20 protein-coding genes are annotated in these 21412 nt (G+C 62.3%); 3 read left to right on the top strand and 17 right to left on the bottom strand.

Translation table 11 applies throughout. The features are described from left to right. Positions 1 to 68 precede the first annotated feature (68 nt). A complete protein-coding gene (locus tag BO1_RS41920) occupies positions 69 to 1160 on the bottom strand; it encodes an extracellular solute-binding protein (RefSeq protein WP_028222667.1) in 1092 nt (363 codons plus the stop codon). Positions 1161 to 1926: 766 nt separating this feature from the next. On the opposite strand from BO1_RS41920, the gene BO1_RS41915 reads away from it, so the two are divergent. The 3 genes from BO1_RS41915 (at position 1927) to BO1_RS55060 (ending at position 5207) form a co-directional block, all read left to right on the top strand. Beyond that, positions 1927 to 2355 (top strand): hypothetical protein, encoded by a 429-nt coding sequence (locus BO1_RS41915; RefSeq protein ID WP_043288762.1) that lies wholly within the window; start codon positions 1927 to 1929, stop codon positions 2353 to 2355. 280 nt (positions 2356 to 2635) lie between these two features. Then, on the top strand, positions 2636 to 3730 hold the full coding sequence (serC, locus tag BO1_RS41910; RefSeq protein ID WP_028222665.1) for a 3-phosphoserine/phosphohydroxythreonine transaminase: 1095 nt from the start codon (positions 2636 to 2638) through the stop codon (positions 3728 to 3730). After that, positions 3723 to 5207 carry an ATP-grasp domain-containing protein gene (locus BO1_RS55060; protein ID WP_156992713.1) on the top strand — a complete coding sequence of 495 codons (1485 nt, stop codon included), beginning with the start codon at positions 3723 to 3725 and terminating at the stop codon, positions 5205 to 5207. Before serC ends, BO1_RS55060 begins: the two co-directional genes overlap by 8 nt. Positions 5208 to 5364: 157 nt before the next feature. Here the strand turns inward: BO1_RS55060 and BO1_RS41900 are convergent, their stop codons facing one another. From BO1_RS41900 to BO1_RS41825, 16 genes are all read right to left on the bottom strand, one after another. Then, entirely contained in the window at positions 5365 to 5676 is a 312-nt protein-coding gene (locus tag BO1_RS41900) for a high-potential iron-sulfur protein (RefSeq protein ID WP_028222664.1), read from the bottom strand. A gap of 87 nt (positions 5677 to 5763) precedes the next feature. After that, positions 5764 to 6060, bottom strand: coding sequence for an EthD family reductase (locus tag BO1_RS41895; protein WP_028222663.1), 297 nt, complete (start codon positions 6058 to 6060; stop codon positions 5764 to 5766). Between the two features lie 33 nt (positions 6061 to 6093). Beyond that, positions 6094 to 6828, bottom strand: coding sequence for a hypothetical protein (locus BO1_RS55055; protein ID WP_245644048.1), 735 nt, complete (start codon positions 6826 to 6828; stop codon positions 6094 to 6096). 83 nt (positions 6829 to 6911) lie between these two features. Beyond that, positions 6912 to 7589, bottom strand: a complete 678-nt coding sequence (locus BO1_RS55050) for a hypothetical protein (RefSeq protein WP_043288759.1) — start codon at positions 7587 to 7589, stop codon at positions 6912 to 6914. Between the two features lie 34 nt (positions 7590 to 7623). After that, positions 7624 to 8280, bottom strand: a complete 657-nt coding sequence (locus BO1_RS41880; protein WP_028222662.1) for a c-type cytochrome — start codon at positions 8278 to 8280, stop codon at positions 7624 to 7626. 10 nt (positions 8281 to 8290) lie between these two features. Next, entirely contained in the window at positions 8291 to 9775 is a 1485-nt protein-coding gene (locus tag BO1_RS41875; RefSeq protein ID WP_028222661.1) for a flavin monoamine oxidase family protein, read from the bottom strand. A 147-nt stretch (positions 9776 to 9922) separates the two neighbouring features. Continuing rightward, on the bottom strand, positions 9923 to 10333 hold the full coding sequence (locus BO1_RS56705; RefSeq protein WP_052409808.1) for a DUF4148 domain-containing protein: 411 nt from the start codon (positions 10331 to 10333) through the stop codon (positions 9923 to 9925). Positions 10334 to 10382: 49 nt separating this feature from the next. Next, on the bottom strand, positions 10383 to 11672 hold the full coding sequence (locus tag BO1_RS41865) for an acyl-CoA dehydrogenase family protein (protein WP_028222660.1): 1290 nt from the start codon (positions 11670 to 11672) through the stop codon (positions 10383 to 10385). Positions 11673 to 11842: 170 nt separating this feature from the next. Further along, complete coding sequence (locus BO1_RS41860) at positions 11843 to 12391, bottom strand: TetR/AcrR family transcriptional regulator (RefSeq protein WP_322788558.1); 549 nt, start codon at positions 12389 to 12391, stop codon at positions 11843 to 11845. 272 nt (positions 12392 to 12663) lie between these two features. Then, complete coding sequence (locus BO1_RS41855; RefSeq protein WP_084688713.1) at positions 12664 to 14175, bottom strand: NAD(P)/FAD-dependent oxidoreductase; 1512 nt, start codon at positions 14173 to 14175, stop codon at positions 12664 to 12666. A gap of 10 nt (positions 14176 to 14185) precedes the next feature. Beyond that, entirely contained in the window at positions 14186 to 15427 is a 1242-nt protein-coding gene (locus tag BO1_RS41850) for a thiolase family protein (RefSeq protein WP_028222657.1), read from the bottom strand. A 25-nt stretch (positions 15428 to 15452) separates the two neighbouring features. Next, the gene (locus BO1_RS41845) at positions 15453 to 17006 is read right to left on the bottom strand and encodes a class I adenylate-forming enzyme family protein (RefSeq protein ID WP_028222656.1); all 1554 of its coding nucleotides are present in this window, start codon (positions 17004 to 17006) and stop codon (positions 15453 to 15455) included. Positions 17007 to 17053: 47 nt separating this feature from the next. Continuing rightward, positions 17054 to 18187 carry a saccharopine dehydrogenase family protein gene (locus BO1_RS41840; protein ID WP_028222655.1) on the bottom strand — a complete coding sequence of 378 codons (1134 nt, stop codon included), beginning with the start codon at positions 18185 to 18187 and terminating at the stop codon, positions 17054 to 17056. A gap of 222 nt (positions 18188 to 18409) precedes the next feature. Next, positions 18410 to 19090 carry a c-type cytochrome gene (locus BO1_RS41835; protein WP_028222654.1) on the bottom strand — a complete coding sequence of 227 codons (681 nt, stop codon included), beginning with the start codon at positions 19088 to 19090 and terminating at the stop codon, positions 18410 to 18412. Further along, complete coding sequence (locus tag BO1_RS41830) at positions 19091 to 20569, bottom strand: flavin monoamine oxidase family protein (RefSeq protein WP_028222653.1); 1479 nt, start codon at positions 20567 to 20569, stop codon at positions 19091 to 19093. It lies immediately after the preceding gene. A gap of 88 nt (positions 20570 to 20657) precedes the next feature. Continuing rightward, positions 20658 to 21412: WD40/YVTN/BNR-like repeat-containing protein (locus BO1_RS41825; RefSeq protein WP_028222652.1), on the bottom strand; the 755-nt coding region annotated here is incomplete at its 5' end.

Genomic DNA, 21412 nt, shown 5'->3' with positions numbered 1-21412 from the left:
TGTCATCGCGCCTCACTCTCCGTTGTCTGGCAATGAGCGTCATTATAGGGCCGGGCCTGCGCCTGCAATCAGCGGTTGGCCTTGAACTGCAGCCACAGCGCATTCATCGTGCGCCGGATATCCGGGTCGATCGGCTCGAGCACGAAGTACGACTTCAACTGCTCGCTAGTGGGATAGATGGACGTATCCTGCGCGACCGCCGGATCGATCATGCCGCGCGCAGCGGCGTCGGCCGTGATATAGGTCGTATCGTTGGTGAATCCCGCCGACACCTTCGGGTCGAGCATGAAGTTCAGCCACTTATAGGCGTCGTCCTTGTTCTCCGCATCCTTCGGGATCGCCATCATCGTGAACCAGACTCCGCCGCCGCCCTTGGGCACCAGATACTCGATCTGGAAGCTGCGATGCGCCTCTCTCACCCGGCGCTTGATCATGCCTGCGTCGCCCGACCAGCTATAGGCGACACAGACATCGCCGCCCGCCACATCATTGATGTAGGTGGAGCTGAACTGGGTCACGTATGGGCGGATCTTCTTGAGCACATTGTAGGCATCGCGATAATCGCCCGGATTCTTGCTGTTGGGATTTCGCCCCATGTAGGCGAGGACAATCGGGAACACGTCGGCCGGCGAATCGACGATCGAGACGCCGCATTTGCTGAGCTTGCTGACCACCTCCGGATTGAACAGCAGATTCCAGCCCAGCGCGTTCACGTCGGCGTCCTTGCCGAGCGCGGCGCCTGCCTGCTGCAGGTTGATCGAGATGCCCTCGGTGCCCCACGCATACGGAATTCCGTATCGATTGCCCGGGTCCATCTTCGAGATCTTCTTCATCAACTCGGGGTCGAGGTTCGCGCGGTTGGGGATCTTCGACCAATCGAGCTTCTCATACACGCCGGCTTCGATCTGGTTGGTCATGTAGGTCAGTGTCGGATACACCACATCGTATCCGGTATGGCCGCTCAGCAGCTTCGCCTGCAGCGTGTCGTCGCTATCGAGTGCGTCGTAGCGGACATTCACGCCCGTGGACTTCTGGAAGTTCGAGATCGTGTCCTTGCCGATATAGTCTGACCAGTTCAGAACGTTCAGCGTAGTGGCGCTCGCCGCAGCCCCCTGCCCCAAGGCAAGTGCCGCAATCACCATCGGTATGACCGCCTTCATGCGTCTCACAGCGTCCCCTCCAAAGTTTAGGTTGCTCGATCTGTCTGACTCATGCCTGATTGCCGACTGCACGCACCGCCCGGAACGCACTCTACTATTTGATGACCGTTCAATAAAGTGCGGGATAGCCCTGGATCAAGGCCAACCGTTCCGCTCAGCCAGGCAAACCCTCGTCTTGTGAGGATTCGATACGTTTCGCGCGGTCAGTCGACTACGCCCTGCGTGTGTCTTCGTGATACGCAAAATCAATGTGGATCACGTCGTCCACGCAAGACTTTTCTGTGATATCAATGCGCCTGACGCAATTGGATGCTTGTTCAATAGCGCACGCCACGGAGTATAGGGAATATTAAACAAGAGTTCAATAGCGTTTTCGGAGAGGGACTTGCCGGGCCAGGACACCTGCGATACAGCGGGGACATCGCCTGCGCATGTAAGCCAGGCGCAAGCTCAAAGCCGTCCTGGCGCTGGCCCTCCGCCCCGGCGTCTACCGAACCCGCCGGCTTTCCTGATATCGGTGCGCTTGCGCGCCTGCGCGCCAATGTTCTGCGGATTCCGGGCGCGTCCCCGCTTGCTTATCGGCGCGAGAACGCGCAGGCTCCTCAGTTGAGACTCGCCGATGCTACGTTGGTCGAACTGAGTGCGATCGGCGGCGGCGCCGGTGCGCACGGACCTTCGTGCCGACGCGTAGCTGGACGGGTTCAAGCGCCGCGTTTCGTAGCGCGATGGTGGATAGAGCAGCGCAGCTCGCGCAGGAGGACCGGCCATGCGGATACGACATGCCACCCGCTTCGCCAGGGGCAGTGCGGCGGCAGCAGGCCTCCTGGCCACCGTCGCGATGGGTGCGGGCGCTTTCGACGGGGACTGGGCCGTCTCCCTCACCTGCCCGCCCACGCCCGATGGCGCGTACAGCTACAACTACCAGTTCCCCGCGCGGGTACAGGACAGCGTGCTGCATGGCGAACACGGCAGAGAGCACGAGGCAGGCTGGCTCGTGCTCGACGGCACGATCGGCCCGGACGGCGATGCGAGCCTGCGCGCAAACGGCCTGAGCGGCGCGCCCATCTTCGCCGTGGGGCATGTGGACCGGCTCACGCCGTATTCGTATGAGGTAAAGGCGCACTTTGACGCCACGTCCGGCACGGGGTCGCGACTCACGGCGCGGCGGTGCGATTTCGTGTTCTCGAAGCCGTGACCCCGGTGCGCTCGCGCGCACGGTGCAAATACTTTGCATTCCTCTCTTCTCTAAAAGAGACTACCGCTCCTCATCCCCGCTGCTGGGTATGGGTGTCGCCGGCCGACCGGACTGAAAGCCTCTGAAAGCCATCGGAAAACCGCGTCGGGTGAATTGATGCCCGTTTGCCCTTCATCTCGCCGTCTTGAAACGGTCTACGTGTTGGTAACCTGTCGTCATCGGCCCTGACGTCACGCACCCGGCATCTCGCGGGCCAAGAGGCACTTTCCCCCGACCGTTCATGAAGTCCAACGCCCTCAATTTCTCCGGCGGCCCCGGCGCGCTTCCGGCCACCGTACTCGATGAAACGCGCGAAGCAATCGTCGCGCTGCCCACCACCGGACTCTCGGTGCTCGGCATGAGCCATCGCTCGGAGTGGTTTCTCGGCATTCTCGACGAAGCTGAACAAAACATCCGCGAACTCCTCGGCCTGCCCGACCATTACGCGATTTCCTTCCTGCAAGGCGGCAGCAGCCTGCTATTCGCGACGATTCCGCTGAACTTTGCGACCCGCGCGTTCGAGCCGCCGGAATATGTGAATTCGGGCTACTGGAGCTTGCGCTCGAGCGCCGAAGCCAAACGCGTGGGCGCGTGCCGCATCGCCTGGGACGGCACGCACACAGGCTTTCGCGAGTTGCCGGCGCCAGATCGGCTTGCCGTCTCACGCAACGCAGCCTATCTGCACTACGTGTCGAACGAGACGGTTGAAGGCTTGCAATTTTCCTTGCCCGAAGAAAAGCCGGCCGTGCCGCTGATCGTAGACATGTCCTCGGACTTTTTGTCGAAACCGCTCGCCACGGACCGCTTCGCCATGATCTACGCGCACGCGCAAAAGAATCTCGGTCCCGCGGGCGTCACCGTTGCGCTGATCGATCGCGAGATGCTCGCACGCATTCCCGATGGGCTGCCACGCATTCTCGACCTGCGCACGCAAATCGAGCATCACTCGAACTACAACACGCCGCCCGTATTCGCAATCTACGTGCTCACACTCGTCACGCGCTGGCTGCGAAACACAATCGGCGGACTCGCGGCCATGCAGCGCATCAACGAAGCCAAGGCGCAGCGTCTCTACGGCACGCTCGATGCGATGCGCGATGCCGTCAAGGTGCATGCAGCGAGCCCCTGGCGCTCGCAGATGAACGCTGCCTTTACGTTCGGTGACGAACGGCTCGATCGCGCGTTCATCGCCCACGCCGCCGAGCGCGGCATCGGCGGACTCGAGGGGCATCGCTCGCTCGGCGGGCTGCGCGCCTCGCTTTACAACGCGGTAACGCTCGACGCAGTCGAAACGCTGTGCGATGCCTTGACCGATTTTGGACTCCACCATGTCTGAAGCGCGCCACGCCTGCCATCGCCCTGAACACCAGATGCCGCCGCACTCCGGACAGCGCTTGCAGCCCGCCACGGCGGCCGCTACGACTACCGGCACGCTGCCACCCGATGCCGCCACGGAACAGTCAATCGAACACCTGACGCGGGCGCTCGACGCCGCCCCTCTGGATGTCACGCTGCACGCGCGGATGCTCGCAGCCGCGCGCGCGGCCAACGACGAGCCGCTCAGCGCCGCGCACGAGCTGGCACTCGCGGCTTTCGATCTGCTCGGCGCCACGACGAATGACAAGCTCGCGCTCGTGCTCTACAACGTTGCGACGGTCTACGCAATGAAAGGAAGGCGAGAGGCGGCGATTCGCTGGTACCGGCATGCGCTCAGGATTCATCCGGACCTTGCCATCGCCCATCAAAACCTGGCCGCGGCGCTCGAACGCGAGGGGCTGCGTGAGGAGGCTTGCGCTCATCGCGAACAGGCCTACCGGCTACAGCGCGTGTTCACCGATGCAGCGCTTGGTAACGAGGAGCGCCGCGTCCTTATCCTGGGCGTGGGCAAAGGCACGGGCAACGTCCCTGTCGACGCCCTGCTTTCCCACCTGAACACCTCGCGCATTCGCTACGCGATCGATTACGCCGACGAAGCCGAGGACGCGCAACTGCCGCCTTATGACCTGGTGTTCAATGGAATCGGCGACCCCGATGTCGCAACGCCGCTTGCTGCGCGCCTCGCCTGCTTTGCCGCACGGTGTGACCGGCCGATGCTCAATCCGCCTGAAGCGATCGAGCGCACGCACCGCCACAAAACGGCCGAGTTGCTCGCGCGCGTGCAAGACGTCATCGTGCCACGCTGCCTGCGCATCGATGCTCGCCCCTCAGATGTGAAAGCGCTGACGCAGCAGATCGAGCAGTCCGGTCTCGCGTTCCCGCTATTGATGCGCCCGCTCGCGACCCACGGTGGCGAGGGCCTCGAACTGCATACGTCGCTTGCGTCATTGTGGTCTGCGCTCGTCGACCTCGAAGCACCGTGTTACCTCACCGCCTGGCACGACTTTCGAAGCGCCGACGGCTACTACCGCAAATACCGGATCATCTACGTCAACGGCGAGCCTTACCCCTACCATCTCGCCATCTCGAGCCACTGGATGGTCCACTACTTTTCGGCCGGTATGGTCGAACAGCCGTGGAAGCTCGACGAAGAGCGGCGTTTTCTCGCCGATCCGTTCGCGGCGCTGGGCAAGCGGGCAAATGAGGCCATTGTCGCGATCGGGCGACAACTCGCGCTTGACTATGGCGGTATCGATTTTTCGCTCACCGCCGACGGGCAGGTGCTCGTGTTTGAAACCAACGCCACCATGCTTGCGCATCGCGAACCACGGTTCGGTCCATTGGCGCACAAGAATCCGTATATCGACCAGATAGTCGCGGCCTTCGAGCGCATGCTGCAGGCACGCACTCATAGCCGCCGGACTCAGACCGGCTAACACAAGTCGTCCGCACAATGCCTCACATCGTGATGCTGGATTCCGGAACCACCATTTGGCGTGAACCCGGCTCGCCCGCACCGATCAGTTTTACGCGGGATCCTGCAATGACGTGCAGTATGCGCACGCTTTTCGTGAACATACTGCCTCTGAGCAATCAAGCCCTTTTGCCATAGGCACTACACCACCCCTTGGCCGCGACCTGTCTGCCGCCGAACATTGGGCACGGAGCGAACCCATCGTTCAATTTGCCCTGATAGAACATGCAATTACCGCAAACCTGCCCCACTACGTACTTCGCATACTTCGCCTTGTCGACCTTGGTCGCGTCGGTCCTGTAACCGAGCGCGCGCGCCGTCGAATCGACTTCCGGCACTTTTGCCCCATCGGCAAAGGCGAGTCGAGACAGCGACAGCCCCGTTGCAACACCTGCGGTCGTGATCATAAAAGTGCGGCGGGACTTTCTCATGCAAATACTCCTTTGTTGTTGGTATAGGTCATCGCAAGGATTGCCGGCCTGACGGCAATGGCGCAGGCCGGCCGGCCTCGCGATCGGTCAGTCGTCCGCGCAGAAAATCGTCGGGGTGATATTGGTGAAGTTCTTCACGTCGCCAATGACCTCGGCGGTTTTGGCTGAGGCAAGCGCCCTATTGATCCCGACTTGATCGCTGAAACGCAGTATCGCCACGCATGCGAAGGGTTGCGGCGTTGGCGATGGAAACAGGACCTCCGCCGATTGCAGGCCGAACTCGCTCCACGCCGAGCGGACAAGCGGCGCATGAGTCGAAAGGTAATACTCACGGTCAAACGTCGCGCCTTCTGCGCTCGGGTAGCTAACGATCAGGGTAGTCATATTCAATTCCGTGTTGAGAGGTGTTTGGGTGTTTCACCAGGTGGTTGAGCCAGCGCCTTGCAAGCGTGCTGGCAACGTTCGTGCGCGGCGCAGCAACTGCCAGCCGAACAACAACATCCACAGCGGCAGAACCAGCACGACGACCATCTCGCTGGCATTCGAAAGCGCATCGAGATCCGGAAAAAAGCCGAACAGGAAGAAGACCCCGAAAGCCCAGCCGACGATCTTCAGCAGAATCGATCCCTTCCAGCCCGCCTTCTTGAGCAGGTTAGCGGCAATCGGCGTCCAGAAGAGCACGAGGGGACCCTCGATCCACCAGAGGCCGTTTTGCGTCCCATTGGCTATCGCCGTCCATACGGCCGCCGCAGCGTTTCTCGTGGCATCGTCGCCGCCCGCGTACAAATGGGCCAGCGGGTGAAGGATTGCGAACTGCATGACTGCGCCGGTCACGCCCACCATGACATACAACACGACGGCCATCGCCACCATGTTGCCCAGCGCGCCCAACTCTTCGCGAAATACATGCACAAAATATCCGCCTATGACAAGGAAGGGCAGATAGAAACCGAGCGTGTCGGCAACCATGCACCAGCGAAACAGGTCGCGGGTATCGGGCGGCAGTGCCAGCATCGATGCGCCGTGCAGCACCATATCCGCATCCGGGCCCGTCACCGCCAAAGACAACCCGACATTCGCGTATGCCAGAACGCCACCGATGATGGCGCTCCAGGCCGTGAAGCGCATTACCTTGCTTGAGGTCTGATTCATCATAATCTCCAGGAGAAACTCTAAACGTAGCCCGCATTGGACTTCCCGGTTGCCCGGGAACCTGGCCGCAGCGACGTCTTCGCTCAATTGTGGGAAGGCGCGAGACCCTTCGATATTTGCCCGCCGCTTTGGACACGCTCCAGGGCGCAGTAGCCGTAATAGATCGTCGGCATGAAGCCGGCCCACGTGCACAGCGCCAACGTGTAAAAATTGAGCACGACGTTGGTTTCCTCTCCGGGGATTTTGTAGAAATCGTAGATACCGGCAATCGCAAGCGAGGCCATCAGCGACACCGTCACACCCAGGGCCTCGAGCACCGCGCCAACGCTCAGCAATCGCTTGACGAAATAAGCGAGATAGATCGACAGCCAGATCCACATCGCCAGGTAGTACCAGGGCAAAACCCCCGCGATGAAATCCGCTCCCACGAGGACGAATGTGAGCGCAAACGAGGCGACGAATACCGCGACGTCTTGACGAATAGACGGCTTGTAGCCGTGTGTAATCGCCATCAGGCCCGCTACGGCAATGATGGGCATGCCGAACCCGCGAGAAAATGCGTCGAAGAAATGCGATATCTCATAGGAAACGGCATTTCCGGTGGCGAAAAATCCAATGGCGTTCGTCGCGGAGATACCGACAATCCACATCTCCAGCCCGAGAAGATAGTTGCGTTTCCTGACGATCTTCCAGCCGTAGAAAAAAGAACTCAACGCCAGTAAGGCACTAGAGAGAACAAGTACGACAGATCTGAGGTCCATGACTAAACTCCCAACTCCGGTTGCATCTGATTGGTCAATTTTGCTTCGGTTCAAGGCTGGCCAGATAGGTGGCAATGGCCTTGCGGTCTTCGGGCGAAAAACCTGTCGCGAGGTTTTTCATGACGCCTGTAGGTTCGCTGCGGATGCCTGATGCGAACTCGTCGAACTGTGCGAGCAGATAGTCGTATCCCTGACCCGCCAAACGCGGAAACTGGTCGTGGCCCATCAATTGGGCACCGTGACATGCGACACAGTTGCCCGCGGCCACCAGGTGCTGTCCCCGCTCGCGCAGTTGCGCATCCGGCTTGAAGTAGTGATTTGCGACAGGGGTCACACCGGCGAAATATTCAGCCAGCGATTTGATCTGTGGATCGCTCATCGTCATCGCCAGCGGCCCCATGTTCGGATTGCGCCGCGCGTCACTCGCGAAATGGTGGAGCTGGGTTTCCAGGTAGGGCGCCGGCTGCCCCGCGAGACTCGGGTACCCCTGATGGAGCGAATTGCCTTTGACGCCGTGGCAGCCCATGCAGACGTCGGTCATATGCGGCCATGGACCGCCGTCAGCCAGGTAAGCCGTGGTCGATGCCGTGATATAGCTCTGGAGCCGGTAAAGACCCAGCAGATCGGAACCGAAAATGGCCAGCAGCAGAACAATAACCAGAGGAATGCCAATCAATAGAATTTTTTTCATCGTTGCCCTCCTACGCCCGACTCAGGGCATTCAGCGCCTGAAGCGCGCCATGATGGCCGGAGCGCACGGCGCCGTCCATGTAGCCGGCCCAGATATTCGCGGTCTCCGTCCCGGACCAGATCAGCTTGCCGCACGACGGGCGCAGCGCCTCTCCGTGTGCGCTCCAGAAGCCCGGCGGAATGGCGGAAACGCAGGTCAAGGTCCAGCGATCGACCCGGGCCCAGTCCTGATCGTGGTAGGCGATGGGAGACAGCGCTTCGTCGCCGAATGCCTGCGCGTAGAGTTGCTTGTGCATGGCCATTGCGGCGTCCCGCCCGGACGGGACCATTGCATTCTCGATGAACGCGTTGATGACCCCGATCTCCCCGGCGGGCGGAGAATTGTCGTAGGCCCAGAGGATGGGGCCATTGACCTGGAAGATGCTGCCGTTCATGCCCTTGTCGCGCCAGAACGGCCGGCGATAGACCATGGCCGTCTTGCGTGCCGGGGAATGCGCGGGCCAGGCGCGCTGCAGGGCCGCACGCTTTTCCGGGAGAGGCGGATCGAACTGCACCTGATGACACAAAGCCGGATGGATGGCCATGATGACGGTTCGAGCCCGCACGTCTCCATGGTCGGTATGCAGGGTGACAACGTCGCCGTCCCATCCGGAAATCAGGCGGACCGGAGAAGACAGGCGCACTTTGTCGCCCAGTTGCTGGGCCATCTTGATGCTGAGGATTTGCGAGCCACCGATGAAGCGGGTTTCCTGGGCGCTGTGCTTGATGCTGTCGAGTTGCGAGTAATCGCAGTCCGCGGAATTGACCATCGAAAGGAAATGCAGCAACCCCATCTTTGCTGGCGCCGCGCCTCCCGAAAGGGTGATGCTGCCATTCCATGCAACCTGGTCTTCAGGCTTGATATCCTGCTTTTCCAGCCAGTCACCAACCGAGAGCTTGTCCAGTTCGCCGGCCTTCGGGGACGTCCACGGCGCGCCACACGGCACGTCGCGTGAGAGCCTGCTGAGCTTTGCCCCGATCGCCTCGTCGGTGCCGAACGTACCCTTCAGATCGGCGGTCACGCGACCGTCTCCGCCCAGAACGACCGTATTGCCGTCGTAATAGGTCGGGAAGGTCCCGACACCCAGTTCGCGTGCGAGATCCGCAACGGCGGTCTGACCGGGCCCGATCCATTGCCCGCCGACTTCCGAAACGTACCCACCAGGGATGTTGTAGTTGAAGGTTCGCCCCCCGACACGATCCCGGGCTTCCAGTACCAGAAATGACTCGCAGCCCGCCTGACGCAGGTCTCGCGCGGCGGTCAGTCCAGCCAGCCCTGCTCCTATGATGGCGACGTCGAGAACGTCGTCCGCGCGCGGTGCGCCCTTGCTGACTGCGGCATGCGACTGTCCGGCACCCATGGCGAGCGTGCCCACGGCAGCCGAGGCGCCGGCATATTTGAGCCATTGCCTGCGCTGCAAGTTTGCAGCGCCATCAGGGGAAGATTTTTTTACCATAGTGCCTCTGTTTACGTAATGAAGCGCCCCGCTCCTCGCGAGCCACCGAAACCGCTGCGCTCAGGCACGAGGTTTCACAACCGATCGATTCAGCTGGCTACCGCAATGATTCGGAATCCTTTTAAATTATTTCGCGCGCTTCCTCGTTCAATCACGGGTGCTGCTTACGCTCGTCGCCGGAATGATCCCTTCTGCCTTCCACACCTGTTCCAGGCGCAGGAAGTTTTCCCGGTTGCGCGCCCTCGTCGCAGCACTGGGCGGATAGTCAATCCAGCGCGGCGGAAGTAACCCCTGCTCACCGGCCTGCAGAAGTTCGGCCCGGACTTGCGCCCGGGTTTTGTCCGGCGCCGCGCTTACGTCCGCAACCGGACGCGCATCCGAGCGAACCGCATCGGCCTGCGCACCCGGGTCGTCCGACACGCCACTCGAGACGGACGCGGAATGCGGAACCGACTGCTCGGCGGGGCGAACACCGCCGCCACGCGCCTGGACCGAAACGGCGACGGTAGTTAGCACAGCCGCGAAAGCTGTATGCCTTAATATGGCGGCGATATTCATGTCGTACTCCTAATATAAAAGATGGAGTCAGGTCCGAATCGACGGAAATTTACTCCTTCGCCCACCCGTTCTGATAGAGCTTTCCTGCCAGCACGCCCAGACGCAAGGTGAGATGGTAGTTCTCGCCATCTTCGATCAGCGCGGATCGCACATCGCGGAACAGCTTCTCAATCGGAAATTCGCGGGTGGTGCCGTTGCCGCCGAACATCTGGAACGCCTCGTGCGTGATCTTCATCGCTTCTTCGGTCACGCTGACCTTGGCCTGGGCCGTTGCGTACGGATGGCTCTTTGGAGACAGACGAGAGAATGCGAGGCTGCGTCGCGCAATCGCACGCGCCATCTCCAGCCGGCGCAGCATCTCTCCCACGCGCAGTTGCGTCATCTGGTGGTCGATCAACAGCGCGCCACCCTGCTTGCGCTCGTGGCAATACGCGAGCGCGAGTTCGAATGCCGCGCGGGCCACGCCCACGAACACCTGGCACATGTGAGTGCCGGCGAACGACCAGGTCGAGGCCAGATTGCCGGGATAGTCGTCCTGCAGCGCAATGGCGAAACGCCTGGGCACCTTCACGTTGTCGAAGTAGATCTCGCCCTGCGGCAGCGAGCGCTGGCCGATTTTGTCGAGCGGCTTGCCGCGCGAGATACCCGGCAGATCGAGGGGAAGAATCATGCCGATGCCGTTGGTGAACACGCTGCGTTCCCCAGTGCCATAAAAGCCATCGCCATAGTCCGCCGCCATGTACGCGAGCGCCACCTGCGCGACCGAGCCGTTCGAGATCCACGCCGAACTCTGCCCGTTGATGACGATCTCGTCGGCACCCACCTTCGCCGTGAGGTTGCCCACCGGCTGCTTGCCGCCCGCGCTGATCTCGTCGCGGTAGAGAATCGCGGCATCGGTGCCGCGGTCGGGCTGCGTGTTCATCCAGCAACCAATCTTGCCGGTGCACATGTCGATCAGCTCCTGATTGCCGACCGACTGCGCCATCATCAACGGAGCAGGCGCCACGCCGATCGAAACGGCAAGCCCTGCATCACCCCAGCCAAGCTCTTCGCCGATCAGCGATTCGATGCGCACCGCCATGTCTGGCGGAAGCTGCGCGAGCAGCTGCGGATCGAGGCCCAGCTTCGCACTCTCCATCATGGCCACCCAGTACGGCGAGCCAGGCGCGATCACTTCCTCCGGCGTCATGCGGTCCAGTTCTCGGCCGACGGGCTTCAGCACGTCGCGTGCGAAACGGTGAACCGTGTCCTGGATCGCCCGTTCCTCCTCGCCCAGCGGCGTTTCGAAACCGGTCAATCCCGCCAGCGGCAACCCCACGGATTTGTGCAGTCGAATCATTTCAGTACTCCTCCTCTCCTGGACGGATGTCGACCGGACTGCCCTGCAACCCAGTCGCCTCATTTATAGATCAACATACCAAACATAGGTAACAATACAAAACACTAGGCGAAAAAAAAAGACAGGGTATTCCCCTGTCCTCTTTCTTCACCGGCATGGCGCCGTGGCGGCTAGGCCGTCTCGGCGTCCACCGTCTTCCCCCACACCAGGTTACGCGCGGTCTCAAGGAACATCGCCTCAAACCCTCGCATGTACGCGCGCTTACTGCGTGCGGTGCCCAGATGGATGGTCATGCCGTCCACCATCGAAATGAGCAGCACGGCGATGTGCGCACTCTCGGCCGCCCCACGCTCCGGATTCGCGGCACGAATGAGCTTGGCCAGTTCACTCGTCAAGGTGTCGTACCACTCGTCCCGCATCTGTGCGCACTCGGGGTCGCTAGACGCAAACGAAAAGAAATGCCACCACAGCGGGATGTTCTTCGAGTCCTTCGCGTCCCGCAACGACTGATCGAGAATGGCTTCGATCGTCGCACGCGGCGAGGCGTTGCTCTGGAGCGCCTGTTTCAGCGCATCGAGATACGTGTCGATCACGGGCGCCATGACCGCACGCAGAACGGCAGGCCGCGTCGGGAAGTAGTATTGAAGGTTGCTGACACTGATTCCCGCTTTCAGGGCGACGGCACGCAGCGAGAAGTCTATCGGGCCACTTTCGAGCAAGAGCTTCCTTGCCACACGAACAATGGCATTGCGTGTACGTACACCTTGGGCCCGCAGACCGTCGGGTGACGCTCCCGTGGAAGGTGCTGCGCTCGATGTCCGCCGCTTGCGGGTGCTGGGCTCTTTTGGCACTGTCATCGCTTTCCGCCTTGAGTAAGGTAGACGCCTCGCCGAGGAGAGGCAATGCGGTCAGACGAACCGCTTCCTAGGTAAACATGACTATACCTTACAACAGGCTGAAACACCATCAGCGTCCCCTACCTTGACGCGCGTTACGCCCGCAGCGCTTGCGCGGCGCGCGCCTTGCTGTTCACGCGCTCGTCGAGCGCGTTCGTCACGCCCAGCGCCCCATTGACGACGCACCATCGCAACGGCTCGGGCAGGGTCGATGGCGTCTTGTGATCCAGCGCCGAAAGCAGTGGATTTTCGGCGCCGCGAATCCGCCCGGCAATCAGGTTGCCCACCATGGACTGCGCAGCCACGCCATGTCCGGAGCATCCTGCACTGTAGAAGATGTTCCGATGCGCCCCTGTTGCCCCGACGACCGGCAGCGCGTCATTGGCCAGGCTGATATAGCCGCTCCAGCACGCCCGCAGCGCGATGCCTTTGAGCGTCGGGAAGCGGTCATGCAGAGCCGTGCGCAGCTCGTGATACGACTCGTAGTCGGGCACGTTCGGCGTTTTGGAGCCGTATGGATAATGGATACGCTTCGTCGTCACCACGAGTGTGTTGTTGACGGTCAGGCGGTGGCTTTCCATGGTCCAGTGTGCTGTCACGATGCCTTCGCGTCGCGGCCAGCCCAAGGTCTTGCGCTGCGCATCGGAAAGCGGCTCGGTCTCGATCGCCGAAACCCGCAACGGTATGACCTTGTCCGCAAGCTGGCCGAGTTGCGGCGTATACGCGTTGGTAGCCAGCATCAGCGCCGGGGCGCTCGCACTGCCTCGTGGCGTTTGTACCTTGATGACCGGCCCCTCCGTGCAAGACAGCAGCGGCGTATTCTCGTAGATCTTCACGCCTGCCCGCAGCGCCGCGCGCCTGAGCCCCATCACGTACTTGCCGGGGTGGAGCGTGCCACCGCGCGACACGTAGTTGCCAAACAGAAACGCCGGCGGAATGCCGCGTGCACGCATCTCAGCCTGATCGAGAAACTCCGACTGAAAGCCCAACCCGGTGCCGGTTCGCATATCCTCGCGCACCTTCTCTTCCTGAGCCGGATCGATGCCGGCACGAATCAGCCCCGTCTGGTTGTAGTCGCAGTCGATTTCGTACTCCTTGAGCTTTCCCTCCACGAAGGGGACGGCGTCCTCGTAGTAGCGGACGATCTCCTTGCCTTTTTCGTTGCCGATGCTCTTGAGAAAAAGATCGTATTCGAGCGCGAGTGCGCCGGCCAGATAGCCCGCGTTGCGACCACTTGCACCGAATCCGGCAAACTCGCGCTCGAGCACGACCACTTTTGCTCCGTGCCTGACCAGTTCCAGTGCAGCCGAAAGCCCGGCAAACCCGGCGCCGACGATGACCACGTCCGCACTCACGTCGCCCACGAGTTCCGGCTGCAGGTCGTCTGGCTTTTCCACCCAGCCGCCAAGCGCGCGATACTTCTCCATGTCAGCAGTCAATTTCGCCTCCTCCACGGGTCCCGCCGATTCGACGCGCGAGCATTGCGTAGCCGCCACGGCCGGCACCACTACGGCTGCCGCCCCCGCGCCCTTGAGGAACGTGCGGCGGCTCACTCCGGAACGCGAGCCGTCCTCCTGTTCTGCCTGTGTTTCCGTCGTCTCGCTCATACCAGCTCCATCAAGTCTTGCTCAGAATGTGGACAGCAAGCGCCGCCTCTTCGATGCCCTGAAATCCACCGCCGTTTTCCTGAATCGCGTGACGCGCGCCGGGTACCTGACGCGCGCCCGCTTCGCCACGCAGTTGAGTCACCAGTTCGTAGAGCTGACCGATTCCTGTCGCACCCAGTGGATGCCCCTTCGATTCGAGGCCGCCGGATGGGTTGATGGGAACGCGGCCGCCGAGCGTGAACTCGCCGCCTTCGGCTGCGGGGCCGCCCTGGCCGATCGGAACCAGTTGCAGATTTTCGGCCTGGATGATCTCGCCCATCGCCGACGCGTCGTGCACCTCGGCAACATCCATGTCCTCGGGGCCGAGGCTAGCCTGCTCATAAGCCTGCAGCGCCGCGAGGCGGCCGATATTCTTTTCCGGCTCGTCGATGTCCCGATGCGTGAAGCTGCGGATCACGCTCGCCGCAATCCGGATGCAGCGGCGGCGATCGGCGCCGATGCGCCGCAAGCCTTCCTCGGTACACAGGATCGCCGCCGCCGCGCCGTCCGAAACCGGCGCACACATGGGCAGCGTGATCGGATACGTGATCGGCGGCGCCGCGAGCACTTCGTCGATCGTGAACGGCTGGCGAAACTGCGAATACGGGTTGTGCACCGAATGCAGGTGGTTCTTCGACGAAACCGCTGCGATCTGGCGTTGCGTGGTGCCATAGGTCTTCATGTGATACCGGCACAGCGCGGCATAGACCGACATGAAGCGGCTATAGGGCCGATCGGACTCCGAACCGGGCGGCGCCTGAACGCCCTCGCCGAGCTTCAACAGGCTGGCGAAATTCTCGTCGACGCGCGACACGTCCCAGCCCGCCTCGAACAGGGCGAATGATTTCGCCTTGTCCGCGACGTTCATCTTCTCTGCGCCGAGCGCGAGCGCGACATCGCAGGCACCCGACCTGAGTGCCTGGCCCGCGAGGTGCACCGCGGTGCTGCCCGAAGCGCAGGCGTTCTCGACGTTGTGGACCGGGACGCCTTCGATGCCGATCTTGCTGAACACGACCTGCCCCGGAATCGACAGCTGTCCCTGCAGCGCACCGTTGGTGATGCCCGCATAGAAAGCCGCGCCGATCGCCCCCGCATCGCAACCCGCATCCTTCAATGCCCCGCGTAGCGCCTCCCCCGCGAGATCGTCGATGCTGCGCTCGAAATGCCGGCCGAACACGGTCATTGCAATGCCGGCGATATAAATGTCGCTCATGGTGTCTTATTCCAACGTGGCTGACTCAGATCCGGCGGGTGTGACCCTGCCAGTACTGCTCGCGCAAATCCTTCTTCAGCACCTTGCCGGCCATGCTGCGAGGCAGTGCCGCGATGAAGTCCACGCTCTTCGGCGCCTTGACCGAGCCGAGCTTTGCCTTGCACAACGCCACGAGCTCCTCGGCACTGACGCTCTGACCCGCGTTGAGCTCCACTACCGCCTTCACGGCCTCGCCCCATTTTTCATCGGGCACGCCGATCACCGCGCAATCCTGCACGGCCGGGTGCGCCCAGATCACCTGCTCGACTTCGCTCGGATAGACGTTGAAGCCGCCACTGATGATCATGTCCTTCTTGCGGTCGGTGATGTGCAGATATCCTTCGGCGTCCAGATGACCGATATCGCCCGTATGCAGCCAACCGTCGATGACCGTTTCCGCGGTCTTCTCCGGCGCCTTGTAGTAGCCCTTCATCACGAGGTCGCCGCGCACGCAGATCTCTCCGCTCTCGCCCTGCGGCAGGATTTCGCCGCGATCGTTCATGATCTCGACGCGAATCAGCGGGTTGGGCCTTCCGACTGACGAGAGCCGCTCTTGCGGTGCGAGCGCGCCTTCGACGAAGTGCTCGGCCGGCGTGAGATAGGAGATCGACGCCGGGGCTTCCGTCTGGCCGTAGCCGCCGGCCATGACCGGACCGAATACCTCGATCGCGCGCTTGAGCTTCTCCACCGACATCGGCGCGGCGCCATACAGAAAGCACTTGAGCGACGAAAAATCCTGATCCTCGATGCCTGGGATATCGAGCAGGCGATAGATCACTGTCGGCGGCAGGAAGAACTCCGTGACCCGGTGCCTCGCGATCGCGGCGAGCAGACGTGCCGGCACCGGCTTGGGCAGCACGACCACCGTGCCGCCACGCGCGGTGCAAGGCAGAGACAGCATCCCTGCGGTATGGGTCATGGGAGCGGCGGCCAGATTCACCGGGCGCTCCGCGCCATACGGAAACGCCATCATGAACTGCGCGAAGTAAGTCTGAAACGCGCGATGCGTATTCATTACCCCCTTGGGCAAGCCCGTCGTCCCGCCCGTGGCCGAAAGCGTCACGATATCGTCCATGTCGTAGTCGACACGCGGCTCGCTCGCCGGTTGCGCCGCGCTCCATTTCTCGAGCGACGGCGCCCATGGCAGATCGGCATCGATGCAGATCCAGAGTCTGACCTTGGGGAGGCTCGGACGCAGCGCTTCGATCGCCGGTGCGAACGCCTGGTGAAAGAACAGCGCTTCGCAATCGAACGCGTCGAGGAGATACTGGTTCTCCAGCGGCGCGTTGCGCCCGTTCACCGGGATCCACACCACGCCCGCACGCCACAACCCCAGCGTGCAGGTCCATGCCGTGACATCGTTGTCGGCCCAGACCGCTGCCTTCGCTTCCTTTTCAAAGCCGGCGGCGAGCAGGCCATTGGCGATGCGGCACGACAGTGTGTGCACCTCATCGAACGAATAGCTGCGCTCGTCCTGGATGTAGGCGATGCCGTTGCGGTTGATGCGCCAACCGCGATCGAAGAAGTCAATGATTGCCATGTCCCATGTTTCCCTGAATCGGTTCTGAATCTGCTCGTGCGTGGCGCTTACAGCTGAGCGACGGTCGCGCGCGCGAGCCCGCGCTGCTCGAGGAACCCGAGCAGATAGCGATGCCCGAATGCCTTGGAACCCGAGGCGAAGCCCACCTTCGCGGTCTCGCCGTCGAGCAGCTTGATCGCCGCGGCGGTCTGGATGGCGCCGGTCGAGATGTATGGCGTGATCCCGTGCACGGTCGCGCGCACTGCCGAGAGCTGGCCACGGCCGATCGCGAAGTCAACCGTGCGATGAAGCGACGTGCGCTCACGCGGCGGCATGGCCGGCGTGGTCGAATCGACGAGTTGCTTGAGCACCGCATCCTGCTGCTCGCGCGGCAAGTTCGCGTACTCGGCATCCCACTTCTGTCCGAGTGCGTGCACCATCTGCATCGCGTTGTTGTCGTAGAAGCCCACGCAGGAAACGCAGCTGCGCACGCGCGGATCCTGCTCGAAGTACACCGGCAGCGATGTGCCGCCCCACGGCAGCGCGAACACGGGCTGAAGAAAATCGGGAGAGGCGATGTTGAACGAAGCGTGGCTGTCATGCGGCACCAGCTTCTTTTCCCACAGATAGCATTCCTCCTGACGATAGCCTTCGAAGATGGTCGCCGTGGACCCCACGCTCACACCGGCGCCGGCGCCGCGCGGGCCGCGCGTGAGCGTGGCGGTCTCCAGCGCATCGATGCCGGGCGTTTCGAGCGCCAGTTCGGCTGCGATCTCGGCAAACGTGTACATGTAGGCATTCGAGGGCGACACCAGCAACCCGGCCTGCCGGTACTGCTCGCCGAACTGATCGCGAACCTGACGGATATAGTGCTGCTCGCCCGTGGTGTCGAGGTAGTGGCAGCCTGCCTTGAGCGCCGCTTCCACGCCGGTGAGGCCGAACTTGAAGAACGGCCCGACCGTGTTGCACACGACCTTTGCACCGCGAAAGGCACTCACGAGCGCATCCACGTCGTGCCCGGCTTCGATGACTTCGTAGTTCGCCGATTCGAGGCGCACGACACGCTGCGCCATCATGTCCTGCGTGCGCTTCGCATTACGCGTGACCGCCGTAAAGGGAATGTCCTGGTCGATGAGCCAGTCCATGATCAACATGCCGGTGTAACCGCTTGCGCCATAAACAACGACGGGATGCTTTGCCATGCTTGTCTCCTGAAACGTAATGGGTCAAATGTTGCGTCTGTTCAATGCCCGGGATGTCGCCGGCGGCTGACGAGCAATGCCGTCGGATGATGCTGCGATGATGCATGCGTACTTAATAGAACACAATACAAAACTTAGTCCATGTTACAAAATACTGGGCGCTAAAAAAGACAGGGTATTCCCTGCCGTATTCTCGAATCCCGCCTCGCTACGCCGTAGCGGCTATTGCCTGCCTGCGGCGCCGCCGCCCGGCGTCAAGCCAGCGAGGTAGCGGGCCACCGCGCGGATGTCTTCGCCGGACAAGGTGGCCGCCAACCCGTTCATTGCACCACTCAGGTCATGACGTTCGCCCGACTTGAAGGCGGCGAGTTGTTTCGCGAGATAGGCCTCGCCCTGGCCCGCCAGACGCGGTACCTGGTCCCGGCCCATGAACGACGCTCCGTGGCAGGCCTCGCAGCTTTTCGCCGCGACTAGCGCCATGCCCCGCTTTTCGAGCGCCGCCTCTGCGTGCACCGCTTCACTCTGGGCCGGTGTCTGACGCGCGAAATAATTGGCGAGCGATTTGATCTGCTCGTCCGTCAACTCCCTCGCAATCGCACCCATATAGGGGTTGGGTCGCTGCCCAGCGGCAAACGCGTGCAACTGTGCGACGAGATAAGCCTCTGGCTGTCCGGACAGCGCCGGATACCAGGCATTGACGGACTGGCCATGCGCACCGTGGCAGAAGTAACAGGTCTCCTGCGGTTGCGGCCAGGGGCCGCCGTTGGCCACCTCCGTCTTGTCGATCTCGTTCATCGCCTTTTCGAAATGCATACCGTCGAGGTAATCGCGTCCGTAGAGCGCTCCCGCGCCCACGACGCCTGCCAGCACGACGACTGCGCCAACGATCCATGTCCGTTTCATTCACGCCACCTCGCCGCGTCGAGCGAAACCGGCCAACGCCTGCAAGGCTGCGCGGTGGCCCGAACGCACGGCGCCATCCATCGCGCCGGCCCAGATATCGGCGGTTTCGGTCCCCGACCAGATCAGGCGGCCGACTTCGGGATGCAGATACTTGCCCCATTTCGTCCAGAAGCCTGGCGGCATGGGATTGATGCAATGCAGGGTCCAGGGGTCGACCCGGCCCCAGTCGTAGTCGTGGAACTGCGCCGGATGCAGCGCGCGATCCCCGAATGCCTTGGCATACGTCACCGACAACGTCTTTTCGGCCGTCGCGCGATCGTCGGGCAACATCCCCGGCGCGACGAATGCGGCGATCACGCCGAGCGATGCATCGGGAGGCGAGTTGTCGTACGCCATGAAGACCGGGCCACCGACCTGGAAGATCGTCCCGCAGTAACCGGCGTCACGCCAGAACGGTTTGTCGTAGACGTGGACGGTCTTGCGCATGGGGGCATTGGTGGGCCAGCTCTGTTGGAGCTGCGCGCGCCCGCCCGGCAGCGGCGGATCGAAAACCACCTGATTGCACAGGGCCGGATTCATCGCCACGATCACGCGACGCGCTCTGACCACGCCCTGATCGGTGTGCAGCTCGACCACATCGCGATCCCAGCCTGAGATCTTGCGCACCGGCGAGGACAGCCTGACCTTGTTGCCGAGTTGCTCGGCCATCTTGATGCTCAGACGCTGCGAGCCGCCGACGATGCGCGTCTCCTGTGCGCCGCCCTTGAACGCTTCGAGCTGCGTGTAGTTGCAGCTCGCACTGTTGATCATCGATAAGTAATGCAGAAGACCCAGCTGGGCTGGCGCACCGCCCGTGGTCAGCTTGGCCGCCAGCGCGAGAAAGTAGCCATCCTCGTATTTCACGCCCTGCTGCAAGAGCCAGTCGCCATACGAGAGCTTGTCCAGTTCCGCCAGATGCGGTGCCTTCCACGGCGCGCCGGACGGCACGCCGCGCGCCAGTTCGGCAAGCCGGTTCCCGATCGTGTCGTCGCCCCCCGTGCCGCCATGAAAATCCTGAGCCACCGCCACGCCCTGTGCCAGCACGACGGTCTTGCCCGTGTACCAGCTCGGAAACGTGTCGATCTCGAGTTCACGGGCCAGATCGAAGATGGCGGTCTGACCAGGACCGATCCACTGGCCACCGGCTTCGGAAACGATGCCGTGGCCGAGGTCATGGTTATAGGTGCGTCCACCGACGCGGTTGCGGGCCTCGAGCACGACGAACGAATCGCATCCGGCCAGTTCGAGGTCGCGGCCCGCGGTCAAACCCGCGAGACCCGCGCCGATGATTGCGACATCCAGAACATCGCCGTCCGTGGGTTTCGTTACGGCGGCCTGCGCCAGCGACATGCCGCCGGCCGCCAGTGACGCCGCACCCATCGCCGTAAGCCGTAGAAGCTGGCGCCGCGTCTGGGTATCCGGCCTACGTTTCCGATCCATTTTTGATGACCAGGTCAGTTTCATTGTTCCTCTACTGTTTTCTCTGCTCTTGAGGAAAGCGCTTTAACAAGGTGGGGACTTGCATTGCTCAGCGCGCCGCCAGCACCCCATCCTGCGAAAACAGCATCGGCTTGCCCGTACCGTCGATCAATGCGGCGGTGAGCGTCGCGCGATCCTCGCGCTGGTGGACCTCGAACGACGTGCTGCCCTCGCGTTGACGCAACACCAGTCCGTCGAGTCCAACGCCGAGCAAACCGTTGCCCGTCGCAACGAGATCCGCGATTGAACTCTTCGTGTTGGCGTTCAGCGAGGTCCACGTTGCGCCGCCGTCACTGCTCTGGTACAGGCTGCCGAGCAGTCCGCCCACAACGATGCGCCCATCGGGCAGCGCTACGCCTGCCCACAGCGTGCCCTTGCCGCCCGTCGCCAGATAGCTCCAGGTCGCGCCGCCATCGGTCGACTTGAGCACCATGCCCTGCTCCGAGTCGATGTAGAGCGCCCCTTGTTTGTCCGCGAAGACGTGGTACAGGTTGCGGTCCGCTCTGCCGGCGCCTGGCGGCTTCGGCACCGTCACTTTGGTCCACGTCTTGCCACCGTCGTGAGTGGCGAGCATCAGCGACCACAGCCCCACTGCAATGCCGTCCTGCGCGCTCGTGAACAGCACCGAAAACAGCGGCTGGTCCACCGAGAGGTCCATCCGTTGCTTCTGCCAGGTCTCGCCGCCATCGCGGGTCGCGAGGATCACGCCCCACTGGCCCACCGCCCAGCCACGCTGTGCATCGGCGAACGTCACCGCCGAGAGCGTGGCCGACACCGGCACCTCGTGCGCCTGATGCCATGTCT

It is taken from the genome of Paraburkholderia oxyphila NBRC 105797 (assembly GCF_000685075.1).
Taxonomy (GTDB): Bacteria; Pseudomonadota; Gammaproteobacteria; order Burkholderiales; family Burkholderiaceae; genus Paraburkholderia; species Paraburkholderia oxyphila.
Note: the sequence above shows the minus strand (reverse complement) of the source record. Positions and strands in the feature narration are given on the sequence as shown.